The following is a 12,154-nucleotide window of genomic DNA, read 5'->3' as shown; positions in this document are numbered from 1 at the left end:
CCCAGACGTCCGCTCACGGGGAGGCGGTCTCGGCGAGCGGGGTGAACAGCGCGCCGAGCCTGGCCACCTGCTGCGGGATGATCCGGTAGTACACCCAGGTGCCGCGGCGTTCGCCGTCGATCAGCCCGGCGGTGCGCAGCACCTTCAGGTGATGGCTGATGGTGGGGGCGGTCAGGTCGAAGGCGCCGGTCAGGTCGCACACGCAGATCTCGCCGCCGGTGTGGGAGCCGATCATCGACAACAGCCGCAGCCGGACCGGATCGGCGACCGCTTTCAGCAGGACGGCCAGCTCAGCCGCCTCGGACTCGTTCAGCCGCTGGCGCGCGATCGGCGGGCAGCACTCGATCGTGACGGCGGCCACAGCAGCCCCCACGGCCCCCACCTCCTCGTATTTCGATGCTCGTCGAAATCATACGCGGTGGTAGGCGACCAGGGCCACCCAGGCGACGGCCGGCGCGGCGACGATGCGCCGGCCGTGCCGGGACTGCGGCCGGGAGCGTCCGCCGCCGGCGCCTCGGGGGGCGGCGGACGAGCCGGTGGCCGGAGTGGCGGTGCTCACAAGGGCTCGCCGAACCGCCATGCGAGGAGCATGTTGATCATCTTTCTCCCGTCGAGAACGGTCACCCGCAGCAGCCGCCCTCGGCCCTCGTGGCATTCACGGTGGCGAGCGGAAGCGGGGTGGCCGGCCCGATCCGCTGCTCTTGGGCCTCGGCCGCCGAGGAGGAGCACACCCCGGTCTCGGGCAGGTCCAACCGCACCTGCCGGGCGGCCTGCCAGTCCCCGGCGAGTGCCGCGACCACCGAGCGGACCTGCTCATATCCGGTGGCCATGAGGAACGTCGGGGCGCGGCCGTAGGACTTGACGCCGACGGCGTAGTAGCCCGGCTCGGGATGGGACAGTTCGTCCACCCCGTGGGCGGGCACGCTGCCGCAGGAATGGGCGTTGGGGTCGATCAACGGGGGCCGGGCGAGTTCGGCGAAGGCACGCAGTGCTTCCCCCCTCTTCTGCTTAGAATATGGTCGAATCAGTAGTCATCATGAGCTATTGGTTAGATGGCTGTCAAATTAGATGGGTGTCGATCAGTAGCAGAATCCTGCAACCGTGCCGCCTGCACCGGCGAGAACGAGGCGGCGCTCGGGCCTCCTGGTGGGACGATCAGCGATCTTGGACACTGTGGCGATGTCCATGACTGTCAGAGCCGTATTAGCCGCGTCAGGCACGATGCTCCTCGGTAGCCTGCTCGCCGGGTGCGGTGCCGGTACCCCCGCCACGACCGCCTCACCCTCGAATTCCCCTACGTCGGCAGCGTCGAAGGCGCCGACCGTATCGCCCACCCCCACACGTTCCTTCGCCCTGCCGGAGCAATGCGACGATCCCCGGCTGGTCTCGGCCATGGGTGTTCTGATCAAGGGCAAGAAGTTCAACAAGCGGTACGATGCCCCCGACAGGGCGACCTGTTCGTGGGGGAAGGACGTGCCGACGTCCGCCGTGACCATCGGCCTGCCGTCAGCGCACCCCAAGTACAAGGACTTCCCCGAAGTCGAGGTTCCCGAACTGGCCGCTCTCGGCGTCGAAGTACAGGCCGGCGGCACCGAGATCGGGGGCGGCGATCGGGCGCTGTACAACCAGGTGTTCGTGGTCATCGCGCCGCAGTTCCGGCTGACCGTCGATCAGATGAGCGAAGAACGCCGCGACCACGACCTGCGCGAGGCGGCCATCGCCCTCACCACCTGGCTGACCTCGTAACATTCCCGTTCAGGACGCCCCAAGCTCCCAACTGCTCTCGACCTTGAAGGACCTGCCCTCGGGGACCATGTCGAGCCTGCTCACGGTCTCGTCCGCGCCGAGACGGAACACCCACGCGCCTGCGGGTGTGATGGCGTCGAACGCGATGGCGCGGGCACCATCGCCCGACGCGGCCGACAGCAGGGTCGCCGCTCTGCCGGACGGCCAGTCCCCGCTGGTCATCTCGGCCGAGTCCGGCCGCGGAGTCGGTGGCCAGACGTGGTCCAGCTTCCATGTGGTCGCGACCTTGCGCAGCTCCATGACCACACCGCCGCGACGATAGCCGTGGGTGGGATCCTCACTCCTGACCGTCTGGCCCCAGACCAGAACGGCGACCCGATCGGCGACGGATCCGCTGATCGCGTCGTTACCCTCCGAGCGTTATAGCGACAATGCACGAGAGCGAGCAGCCCGTACTTCCTTGATCCGTGTTGACGCGACCGGGGAGGCGGGATACGTTCCGCTTGACTTCACGATTGTTCAAGGGAAATCCGGTGAGATGCCGGTGCGGACGCGCCACTGTATCCGGGACGCAGATCCCGGGAGCCAGGTCGCTTGACGATCGTGACCTCGTGAGATGGGACGCGTGACCCTGAGGAGGCTCTATATGAGTGGCTTGTCCACCCCGTCCAGCATCCCCTTTCCGCGGCTGCGCCCCTGGCTGGCGGCCGTACCCGTGCTGCTGCTCGTCGCGTACCTGGTCCTGATGGACAACGGCGCGGTCTCCCAGACCGGCGCATTCTTGCACGAACTCATGCACGACGGGCGGCACCTGCTCGGCGTGCCCTGCCACTAGGGGCCGAGTGTGGTACGCACCCTGCTGGTCAGGGGCCTGCTCGTGGGGCTGCTGGCCGGACTTGTCACGGGCGGCTTCGCCTTCGCCTTCGGGGAACCGCGGGTGGACGACGCCATCGCCCTGGAGGAGGCCGCCGCGCAGGCCGCGGCTCCTGAGCACGCCGAGGAGGCCGAACACGGCCACAGCGAGGAGGCCGTGGTCGGCAGGCCCGCGCAGAAGGCCGGACTCTTCCTGGCCACCGGCCTCTACGGACTCGCCGTGGGCGGTATCTTCGCGCTGGTGTTCGCGGGTCTTCGCGGACGAGTCGGACGAGTCGGGCGGGCCGGTCGGGGCGGGCCGGTCGGGCCGACGTCCGATGGACGGCTCGCGCTTGTCATGGCCGGGACGGCGTTCGCCGCGATCATCCTCGTGCCGTTCGTGAAATATCCCGCGAATCCCCCCGCCGTGGGTGATCCGGCGACCATCAACAGCCGCACCCTGCTCTATGTGGCGATGATCCTCGTCGGCCTGGCGGCGACCGTGATCGCGGTGGCCACCGCCCGCAGGATCACCGGGGATCCGTGGGCTCGCCGGGTGGCGGCGGTCGTCGCGTTCCTCGTGCCGGTGGTGGCCGCATGGTGGCTGCTGCCCACGGTCGACGAGGTGCCCGAGGGCTTCCCGGCCACACTGCTGTGGGAGTTCCGGCTCGCCTCGATCGGTACCCAGCTCGTCTTCTGGACGGCGCTCGGCGTGCTGTTCGGCTGGGCGAGCGACCGGGCGGCGAGGCGTACGATCGCGCCCGCTCCGGCCGCCGCGGCACCGAGCTGAACCCTGGGGTGCTCTTCGTCCGGCACGCCACGACGCCGGGGATGCGGGCGGCCCGCTTCCCCGGCGATGAGGACGCGGACGCGGCCGGCCTGGCCAAGGCCGCCTCGCTGCGCTTTACGACGACCTCTTTGGTATGGGCGGCGCCCGGCAAGGCCGCCCGGCAGACCGCCCGTGCCATGGGACTGCACGCGCGCCGGGCGACGGCCCTCCGGGAAGCCGACTGCGGCCGATGGCGCGGCCTTGCCTATGACCAGGTCGCGCAGGAGGAGCCGCAGGCGCTGATGAGCTGGCTCACCGACCCCGCCGCCGCCCCGCACGGCGGCGAGTCCCTGGCCGCGCACGCGTCGCGGGTGGCCGGCTGGCTCGACTCGGTACGAGATGAGCCGGAACAGGTCGCCGTCTGCGACGCCGGCACCATCAGGGCGGCGCTCGGCCACGCCCTGGGGGCGGACCCGCTCAGCACCGCCCGCATCGACCTGGCTCCGCTGTCCATCACCGGGCTTACCGTGACGCGGAGCGGCTGGCGGATCGCCTATGTCAACCGGAGGCTTTAGCGGGGCCGGCCGCTCAGGCGGTGCGTGCGTCAGTCGTCGCGCCCGATGATGGCGGTGACGCGGATCTCGACGCGCATCTTCGGGGCACCAAGGGCGGGAACACCGATCTCGATCCAGATGGTTCCGCGGTCGCCCATGCGCCTGCGGAACTGCTCCGCCATGACACGGTTGTGGACCTCGCCGATGAAGTCGGCGGAGCCAGGGACGTGGTAGGAGGTCACGGCGATGACGTCGCGCCATGTGGCGCCGGCCGTGGCGAGGGTCCGCTCGACGTTCTCGAAGGCCTGCACGATTTCATCTTCGAGGCCGATGGATGAGCGTCGTCAGTATGAGGCAAGTGGCATACGGTGTCGTCGACCTCGTACACCCGTACAAAGGGCATCGATGAGCCCCGAGGACGAGAACCAGGGAAGCGGGATGGGCATGGAGAGCGGTATCGAGCGGGCCAAGTTGTCCTATGAGCGCGCTGTTTTCGCCGGCGACCTCGGCGGGCTGACAGAGGCCGAGCAGGCGTTGGACAAGGTCGAGGCCGATCTGGCGCTGGCTCGTGGACGGATCCTGCATGCGTGGTTTCTGGAGGATCGGCATGAGGATTCGCGTGAGCTGGGGCTGTTCGAGCATGCGGCGCGGTTGTATCGGATGCTCGGTGATTCGGCGGGTGAAGCGGAGGCGGTGTTCTGGCTGGGCTGTTTCCATCAGGTCGTACGGAATGATGTTGATAGCGCCTTACCTCTCCTGGAGCGGTCATACGACCTGGCCAAGCCGGCGGGAGACCGGTACACCCAGTCGGAGGCGCTTCGGCATCTGGGGATCGCCGACCACTTCGCGGGTCGGTTGGATGCCGCCCGGGAGCGTCTGGAGGAAGCAGCGCGACTGCGCCGGGAGATCGGGCTACTGGCCGGTGTCGCGGCAGACCAGGTCGGACTGATCTACATCGCCATTGCGCAAGGCCGGCGTGAGGACGCGCTGGCACTGGCCGAGGAGGCGTACGCCACCGCCGAAGCCTGCGGGGCGCACCGCATCATGAGGCAGGTCACGGAGGCGCGCTCCCAGATCACGCCACCGGACACTGGTCATGGCGAGACCCGGGACGATTCACTCGATCGACGACCTGAGTGACCTGGACCTTGATCCGCCGGCCGTTGCTGTCGACGACGAGGTACCAGTAGTCGTCGTAGGGCACCTCCAGGACGACGGGGCTGACGTCGTAGAAGCCGCCGTGATACCGGTACTGGTCACCGTCGAGGTACGCCTGGTAGTGGTCGCCGTCCATGAGGCACACTCGCGCGGCCGAGCCGCGCAGCTCCACCTCGAAGGAGGCACCGCCTGCGCACGATCCGAGATCCCAGTATAGATGCTCCACACGTCATTGGTAGCGCGTCATGCGATCGGCAGGAAGCCTGGTCACCGTTGCCCCGTGGACACATCCAAGCCACTGGCCTGCCGAAGCGCCCCTGCTGACGCTCCGGGCGATCTACCACGGGCTGCGCCACGACCGCGACCGGACGGCCGTGAAGACGGCGGCGTCGGCCGACCATACGACGGTGTTGCGCGGCACGCGACGACCAGGGGCAGCGCGAGCCGAAAAATGACGGGTCACGCCGACGTGCCCGACCGCTTCCGCCCCCGCCGGCGCGACGTCGGGGCCTTCTGCAGGGCCGGGGTTCGTGGCTTTTGTGACACCGCTACGCGTACGCGCGGGGGAATTCCGCGGTCATGCCGGTGCGCCTGCCGGTGTCCCGGCTCGATCGCCGAGCAGGGCGGGTGGAGGCAGGCATGGCGGCCGGGCGTCCGGCACATGCCATGCCGGGATTGGAGGCGTACGGCGACATTAGGGTGGCCTCCATGAAAATGGTCACACAGGGTAGTCTGTTGAGTGCATTCAGGTATGATCTGCCTGCGTCGCTGGTCGTCTTCCTGGTCGCGGTGCCCCTGTCGCTGGGCATCGCCATGGCGGCCGGGGCGCCGCTCGCCGCCGGGTTGATCGCCGCCGCCGCGGGCGGCATCGTCGCGGGCCGGCTGGGCGGTTCCCCGATCCAGGTCAGCGGGCCGACCGCCAGCCTGACCGTGGTGATCGCCGGCCTGGTGCACACCTACGGCTGGCAGGCCACCTGCCTGATCACCATCCTGGCCGGCGCCATACAGGTGCTGCTCGGCCTGCTCAAGGCGGCGCGGGCCGCGCTGGCGGTCTCACCCGCGGTCGCGCACGGCATGCTGGCCGGGGTCGGCATCGTCATCGCCCTCGCCCAGCTCCATGTGGTACTCGGCGGCAGTCCCCAGCACTCGGCCCTGGCGAACCTGATTCAGTTGCCCGGCCAGATCATCGGCATGCACGGCCACAAGGTCATGGTGGGCGTGCTCACGGTCTTGGTACTGCTGGTCTGGGAGCGGCTGCCCAAAAGGATCAGCGCCGTCCCGGCGCCGCTGGCGGCGCTGTCCGTGGCCGCCACCACGGCCTGGTTGCTGAACTGGGACGTCACCCGCATCGACCTGTCGGGGGCCATCGCCACCTGGGCGCCGCCGCAGGTGCCCCAGGGCGACTGGCACCATGTCGCCGGGGCGGCGCTGCTGATCGCGCTGCTGGCCGGGGCCGAATCGCTGCTGTGCTGCACGGCCACCGACGGCATGCACAACGGCCGCCGCGCCGACCTGGACCGTGAGCTGTGCGGGCAGGGTGTGGCGAACATGGTCAGCGGCGCCCTGGGCGGGCTCCCGGTGGCCGGAGTGATCGTCCGCAGTACCACCAACATCCGGGCCGGCGCCCGCAGCCGCTCCTCGGCCATCCTGCACGGCGTGTGGGTGCTGATCTTCGCGCTGTGCCTGGGCGGGACGATCAAGCTGATCCCGATCGAGGCGCTGGCCGCCCTGCTGGTCTTCATCGGCATCAGGACCATCAGCCTCGGCAATGCCAGGAAGGTGCACGGTCACAACGAGGTGCCGGTCTACCTGGTCACCATGACAGGAGTGATCGTGATCGGCCTCGCCGAGGGAGTCCTGGCCGGGCTCGCCCTGGCCGCGCTGCTGGCGCTGCGGCGGCTGACGCGGGTCACCATCGACAAGCGCGAGGAACCGGACGGGCGCCTGCACGTCACCGTCTCCGGCTCGCTCACCTTTCTCGGTGTGCCGCACCTGACCCAGGAACTGCGGGCGATCCCCACCGGCACCGCCGTCGACCTCGACCTGAACATCGACTTCATGGACAACGCCGCCTTCGAGGCCGTCCACTCCTGGCGGCTGGACCACGAACGCCTGGGCGGCACGGTCGCCATCGACGAGGTCCACGACCAGTGGTACACGATGGCGGCGGGCGGCGCGCGGATGTCCCCTGCCAAAAGCCCGCCGAAGCCGGCCGGACGCTGGTGGCTGCCCTGGGCCCACCGCCGCCGGGCCGAGCCGGCCATGACCGAAAGTGAGTGCCGGCTCACCCAGGGGACGCAGGAGTTCCACCGCCGTACCGCGCCGCTGGTACGGCCCGTCTTCACCGAGCTGGCCGCCGGACAGCAGCCCGCCCACCTGTTCATCACCTGCGCCGACTCCCGCATCGTGCCCCATTTGATCACCTCCAGCGGACCGGGAGACCTGTTCACCGTCCGCAACATCGGCAACCTGGTGCCGCGCGCCGACTCCGACCCGTGCGACGACTCGATCGCCTCCGCCATCGAGTTCGCCACCGGCATCTTGAACGTGCACACCATCACCGTCTGCGGACACTCCGGCTGCGGCGCGATGGCGGCCCTGCTCGACGGCCCCGCCACCACGGCCCACCTGCGGCACCTGGGCCGCTGGCTCCGGCACGGCGACTCCAGCCTGGCCCTGCTGGAGGGCGGCGCCGACGGGGATGACCCGGACACCAAGCTGGACCGGCTCTGCCGGCTCAACATCCAACAGCAGTTGGCGAACCTGAGGACGTACCCGGCGGTCAACGAGCAGGTCCAGGCCGGCACGCTGAAACTGATGGGGCTCTACTTCGACATCGGCTCGGCACGGGTGGAGGTGGCGCCCCCGGGGGCGCCCGATTCGCCGGCGACGGTCACATCTCTCGCCTCCGAGCCAGAGCGCCGCTGACCACGTCACCGGCCAGGTCGCCGGGCACGCCGAGCTGAGCCTCTCGGCCTTGGCCGCTGGTATCCCGCCGGTGAGCGGGAGTGCGCGGGTGAGGGGGGGAGGGGCAGGCGCCGCACCCGGCGCCTGCTTCTCGTCGAACGACCGGTGGCCGGCTGGCCAGGGGCATCGTCGTGGCCGGACGGCTCAGGAGCCGGGCACCGACCTGTTGCCGGCCTCCTCGGCGGATGGTTCGGCCTGACGGTCAGCCCGGCCGGCCCGGCCGGCGCGGAGGCTGGTGAGGGTGACGGTGAGCAGAACCGCGACGATCACACCGAGCGAGGCCGCCGTGGGGATCTCCGGCACCCAGGCCCAGATGCCGTGGGCCCAGTGCAGGACCAGCTTGACCCCGATGAACGCCAAGATGATCGCCAGCCCGTGGTTGAGATGCCGCAGCCGCATCAGTGCGCCCTGGAGCACGAAGTACAGCGCCCGAAGACCCAGCAGCGCGAAGGCGTTGGTGACGAAGACGAGGAAGGGGTCTTCCGTCACCCCGTACACGGCCGGCACCGAATCGACGGCGAAGACGATGTCGGTGGCGAACACCGCCACCGTGGCCAGAGCCAGCGGAGTGATGGCCAGATGGCCCTGCTCCCTGACCACCAGCCGAAAGCCGCGGTAGTCGCCGGTGACCGGGACGAAGCGGCGCAGCAGCCGGACGCTGCGCATGGCGTCGATGTCGACCTTGGGCCCCTCCCCTTTGCGCGCCTCGGCCCAGACCTTGCCGGCGGTCACGATGAGGATCGCCCCGAACAGTAGGAACGCCCATGTCCCGCTCCGCAGTGCGGCCGCCCCCAGCGCGATGAAGACCACCCGGAGCACCAGCGCCCCGACGATCCCGTACAACAACACCCGCTGGACCAGATCGGACGGCACCGCGAAGGCGGCCAGCAGCAGCATGAACACGAACAGGTTGTCCACCGACAGCGACTTCTCCACCACGTACCCGGTGAAGAACTCCGCCGCCGTCGTGCCGCCGAAGACGCCCCACAGGTAGGCTCCGAAGGCGACTGGCAGCGCCAGGTAGAACACCGACCACCCCACCGCCTCGCGCATGTGCACCTCGTGCGGGCGCCGGGTGAGCACGATGTCGATGGCCAGCAGCAGAATCAGGACGGCCACGGTGATCGACCACAACGCCATCGACGCGATACCGGCCTGTCCGGACGCAGCCGAAATCGTCCCCGGGGACATGGAACCTCCTCGAACGCGCTCGGTCGTTCGAGGTCTCCTTCACCCGGGGTCCGGGCGGCCGTCCGGGGGCGCGTGGTACGCCCGTATTGACCGGATCGGCGCTTGGGAAGTACTCCCCTCGCCAGGCCCAGGGTAGAACAATCCCAGGCATCGCTCCATCTCGTCCTGGCAACGACGCGGTGTGATTGACCCGAGCATGTCGCAGGGCGATAGTGGGAGAAAGCGGAGGGGAGTACCCGCCGCCCGACACCCTGATCGACATCACGGCCCGCACCGGAGGCGGGCCCGGCGGGGTGGCCCTCCCGGCCGCGACGGGAGGGTGCGGGAAGACCTTCGTCCACGTGGGCGCATGCCCTGACGAGACGAAGGGATGGTCGGGTGTTCCTCCTGGATTGGCTCTTCGACGTGCTGCTGGTGCTGTCCGCCATCATGGCGATGGCCGTCTTGTGGCCCGGCCCGCCGGGCTCCCACACCCGGCGCTGAGCCGCACCTCAACTCCACGCCCAGGACTTGCACACGGGGATACCGCCGCTGAGCGTTCGTGTCGAAATCCGCTTGCCTGAAGCGCGCCTCCTGGCCGTACCGTGGCGCGGTGACCGAGTCGAGGGATGCTGCCGGGCGGGTTGATTCGTATTTCGTCTGCGCCACCCCGAGGACGGGCAGTTCACTGCTGCTCGGGCTGCTGGAGTCGACGGGGGTGGCCGGTCGGCCGCAGGCGTACTTCCGCCGGCCGGATGAGCCGCTGTGGGCGGATCGGTGGCGGATACCGCGGGCCGCGGACGGGAGTTGGGCCTACGCCGACTTCTTACGTACGGCGTTGGCCGAGGGCCGTGGCGAGAATGGCGTGTTCGGGGCGAAGCTCATGTGGGAGAGCCTTGGGCAGATGCTCGGTGAGCTGAGGGCGCTGTATCCCGAGTTCGATCCCGAGCTCGCCGAGGACGATGCGCGACTGCTGACCAGGGTGTTCGGCAGGACGCGGTTGGTGTTCGTACGCCGTGACGACGTGGTGGATCGAGCGGGACAACGCGGCGTGGGAGGCGTGGTTCGCCTCGGCCGGCATGCAGCCGTATGTGGTGCGCTATGAGGAACTTTGTGGCGACATGGCGGGAGTCACCCGCGACATCGTGGCGTTTCTGCAGATAGAAATGCCGACCGGCCGGGCGGTCGTGGCGCGGCATCGGTGCCAGGCCGACGAGCTCAATGAGCGGTGGATCGCCCGCTACCAACGCGAGGCGGCACACCCACGCCCTGCCTGAGCCGGCGGCGACCACCGTTCAAGGACCGAGGACACCCTTTCAGAGGTCGAGGTAGAAGCGCACGGCCGTGCCGTCCGCCGCGGTGTGCACCCGTACCAGATCGGCCATGGTGTGGACGGCCATCAGGCCTCGGCCGTCGGTCTGGTGCGGGTCGGCGGGCAGGCGGCCGGCCAGGGGATCGGTCAGCCGCCCGGCGTCGCGGACCTCGCACACGATCTGTCCCGCCTCCGCCCAGATGGCCAGCGCGCCTTGTCCACCGCCGTGGATGACGCTGTTGGTCGTCAGTTCCGCCACCGCGAGCTCGGCATCGCCCAGCCGCTCCCCGGTCAGGCCCAGCCGCCGGGCCTGCTCGACGGCGAACGCGCGGGCCGCGGGAAGCTCCCCGGCGGCGAAGATGAAGGTGGCGGCATCGGGCGCGGGCGGCAGGCGCTCGTTGTAGCGGGCCAGGACCGCCTGCCAGTCATAGACGTCGCTGAGGTGCGCGCGTCCCTGGGTGATCAGCAGGGGGTGGGTGGCCCGGGCATCGGCCAGCACCTCGGGGTCCAGGCCCGCCTGGTCGTAGGGGCACAGGATCGTCGCGGCGCGGCCCGCGAAGGCCGCGTTGATCAGTGCCTCGTGCTGCGCGCACGCCGGGTACTCCACCGCGGTGCGGCCCGGCCAGATGGGCTCGCCGATGATCCGTACCCGCGTGTGCGGGTGGGCGTCGGCGAACGCGCGCAGCACCCGGGGGATGATCCGCCCCGGGTTACGGCCGGCCTCGGTCATGTCCAGGAACACGACTCGCTCGGCGTCGGTGTCGAGCCCGGCCTTGATCAGTTCCAGGTTGGGTCCGGGGACGGCCACCGCCACCGGCTCGCCGGCGGCCAGGCCGTCGCGTACGAACCGCACCGTCTGGGTGGTGTACTCCTGCGCGGTGCGGTAGAACAGCGCCGGGTGCTCGAAGGTCTCGCCGGTGGCCACGGTGCTCATCGCGGGACCACCTCGATCTCGTGCAGGCCGGGCCAGAACATCTGCAGTACGCGTGGCACCTGTGGCGGCGGATGTTCGACCACGAGCAGCCGGCCGGGCAGGTTGATCGCGGTCAGTGCCAGCGCTCTGACGCCGGCCACGTCCACGAATGCCACTTGCGACAGTTCCAGGTAGGACACGTCGGCATGTCGGCGGGCCAGTGCGGCCAGGGCCTGTTCCCAGCGGTGCCGGGTGGCCGCGCTGATCGCGCCGCGGGCGCGTATCCCGCAGCGGTAGGGCAAAGCGCTCACCTCCAGCGCATCCACTCCGCGGGTCACCGGGCCGGATGCGTCGATGCGGGGTGCGGCATCCACGCTGGGTCTCCTTTACGATTCGCCGACCGTCCGCCGGTCGGCTCGGGAGGGCCTACGGTGTCGAGATTATCCCGGCCTGGGTCGTGAAGCAGCCGGCCGGGGGCGATCGCGATGGTCGTTGCCCTGGGCTTGCCGTAGTGTGCCAGGCGGTCATGGGACAGCCGAGAGCGGGACAGTGGGAGGATTGTGAGGGTGACGGCAACGACCAATGACATCGACAAGGCGGCCGGTGTGCTGCACGCCGGGGGCCTGGTGGCCTTTCCGACCGAAACCGTCTACGGCTTGGGCGCCGATGCCGAGGACCCTACCGCTGTCACGCGCATCTTCAAGGTCAAAGGG

At 69.7% G+C, this 12,154-nt stretch carries 15 protein-coding genes and 2 pseudogenes; 8 read left to right on the top strand and 9 right to left on the bottom strand.

What is annotated here, in order from left to right:
* Positions 1–13: 13 nt before the first annotated feature.
* From C1I98_RS02160 to C1I98_RS02155, 3 genes and pseudogenes are all read right to left on the bottom strand, one after another.
* The gene (locus tag C1I98_RS02160) at positions 14–373 is read right to left on the bottom strand and encodes a metalloregulator ArsR/SmtB family transcription factor (protein WP_397562427.1); all 360 of its coding nucleotides are present in this window, start codon (positions 371–373) and stop codon (positions 14–16) included.
* A 36-nt stretch (positions 374–409) separates the two neighbouring features.
* Positions 410–580, bottom strand: coding sequence for a hypothetical protein (locus tag C1I98_RS41095; RefSeq protein WP_158557867.1), 171 nt, complete (start codon positions 578–580; stop codon positions 410–412).
* Positions 581–620: 40 nt separating this feature from the next.
* Positions 621–977, bottom strand: a pseudogene (locus C1I98_RS02155) (flavoprotein); the annotation flags it as partial.
* Between the two features lie 415 nt (positions 978–1,392).
* Between C1I98_RS02155 and C1I98_RS02150 the strand changes: the two are divergent.
* The gene (locus C1I98_RS02150; RefSeq protein ID WP_111165353.1) at positions 1,393–1,746 is read left to right on the top strand and encodes a hypothetical protein; all 354 of its coding nucleotides are present in this window, start codon (positions 1,393–1,395) and stop codon (positions 1,744–1,746) included.
* 9 nt (positions 1,747–1,755) lie between these two features.
* Here the strand turns inward: C1I98_RS02150 and C1I98_RS02145 are convergent, their stop codons facing one another.
* Positions 1,756–2,046 (bottom strand): hypothetical protein, encoded by a 291-nt coding sequence (locus C1I98_RS02145; RefSeq protein ID WP_146607251.1) that lies wholly within the window; start codon positions 2,044–2,046, stop codon positions 1,756–1,758.
* Between the two features lie 346 nt (positions 2,047–2,392).
* Between C1I98_RS02145 and C1I98_RS02140 the strand changes: the two genes are divergently transcribed.
* From C1I98_RS02140 to C1I98_RS02130, 3 genes are read left to right on the top strand one after another with little or no spacing between them, the layout of a single operon-like run.
* Entirely contained in the window at positions 2,393–2,581 is a 189-nt protein-coding gene (locus C1I98_RS02140; RefSeq protein WP_111165351.1) for a CbtB domain-containing protein, read from the top strand.
* A gap of 9 nt (positions 2,582–2,590) precedes the next feature.
* Complete coding sequence (locus tag C1I98_RS02135; RefSeq protein WP_111165350.1) at positions 2,591–3,388, top strand: CbtA family protein; 798 nt, start codon at positions 2,591–2,593, stop codon at positions 3,386–3,388.
* 8 nt (positions 3,389–3,396) lie between these two features.
* Positions 3,397–3,942, top strand: coding sequence for a histidine phosphatase family protein (locus tag C1I98_RS02130; protein WP_111165349.1), 546 nt, complete (start codon positions 3,397–3,399; stop codon positions 3,940–3,942).
* Between the two features lie 29 nt (positions 3,943–3,971).
* Here C1I98_RS02130 and C1I98_RS02125 read toward each other — a convergent pair whose 3' ends face one another.
* Positions 3,972–4,232: a Rid family hydrolase gene (locus tag C1I98_RS02125; protein WP_233507038.1), complete on the bottom strand. Its 261-nt coding sequence runs from the start codon at positions 4,230–4,232 to the stop codon at positions 3,972–3,974.
* A gap of 94 nt (positions 4,233–4,326) precedes the next feature.
* On the opposite strand from C1I98_RS02125, the gene C1I98_RS02120 reads away from it, so the two are divergent.
* Positions 4,327–5,061 carry a tetratricopeptide repeat protein gene (locus tag C1I98_RS02120; RefSeq protein WP_199536666.1) on the top strand — a complete coding sequence of 245 codons (735 nt, stop codon included), beginning with the start codon at positions 4,327–4,329 and terminating at the stop codon, positions 5,059–5,061.
* On the opposite strand, the gene C1I98_RS02115 is transcribed toward C1I98_RS02120, so the two are convergent.
* Positions 4,997–5,305 carry a DUF1883 domain-containing protein gene (locus tag C1I98_RS02115; protein WP_111165347.1) on the bottom strand — a complete coding sequence of 103 codons (309 nt, stop codon included), beginning with the start codon at positions 5,303–5,305 and terminating at the stop codon, positions 4,997–4,999. The genes C1I98_RS02120 and C1I98_RS02115 overlap by 65 nt on opposite strands.
* Positions 5,306–5,814: 509 nt before the next feature.
* On the opposite strand from C1I98_RS02115, the gene C1I98_RS02110 reads away from it, so the two are divergent.
* Entirely contained in the window at positions 5,815–8,007 is a 2,193-nt protein-coding gene (locus tag C1I98_RS02110; protein ID WP_233507037.1) for a SulP family inorganic anion transporter, read from the top strand.
* Between the two features lie 183 nt (positions 8,008–8,190).
* Here the strand turns inward: C1I98_RS02110 and C1I98_RS02105 are convergent, their stop codons facing one another.
* A complete protein-coding gene (locus C1I98_RS02105; protein WP_111165345.1) occupies positions 8,191–9,237 on the bottom strand; it encodes a TerC/Alx family metal homeostasis membrane protein in 1,047 nt (348 codons plus the stop codon).
* A 541-nt stretch (positions 9,238–9,778) separates the two neighbouring features.
* On the opposite strand from C1I98_RS02105, the pseudogene C1I98_RS02100 reads away from it, so the two are divergent.
* Positions 9,779–10,493: pseudogene (locus C1I98_RS02100) on the top strand (Stf0 family sulfotransferase).
* 39 nt (positions 10,494–10,532) lie between these two features.
* On the opposite strand, the gene C1I98_RS02090 reads toward C1I98_RS02100, so the two are convergent.
* The gene (locus tag C1I98_RS02090) at positions 10,533–11,462 is read right to left on the bottom strand and encodes a sensor histidine kinase (protein ID WP_111165342.1); all 930 of its coding nucleotides are present in this window, start codon (positions 11,460–11,462) and stop codon (positions 10,533–10,535) included.
* Positions 11,459–11,815, bottom strand: coding sequence for an STAS domain-containing protein (locus C1I98_RS02085; RefSeq protein WP_199536665.1), 357 nt, complete (start codon positions 11,813–11,815; stop codon positions 11,459–11,461). Before C1I98_RS02085 ends, C1I98_RS02090 begins: the two co-directional genes overlap by 4 nt.
* 186 nt (positions 11,816–12,001) lie before the next feature.
* Here C1I98_RS02085 and C1I98_RS43490 point away from each other — a divergent pair.
* Positions 12,002–12,154, top strand: a 153-nt coding sequence (locus C1I98_RS43490; RefSeq protein ID WP_306461834.1) for an L-threonylcarbamoyladenylate synthase, incomplete at its 3' end; no start/stop codon positions are given.

The sequence above is a fragment of the Spongiactinospora gelatinilytica genome (genome assembly GCF_003236385.1).
In the GTDB taxonomy this organism is placed as follows: domain Bacteria; phylum Actinomycetota; class Actinomycetes; order Streptosporangiales; family Streptosporangiaceae; genus Spongiactinospora; species Spongiactinospora gelatinilytica.
Note: the sequence above shows the minus strand (reverse complement) of the source record. Positions and strands in the feature narration are given on the sequence as shown.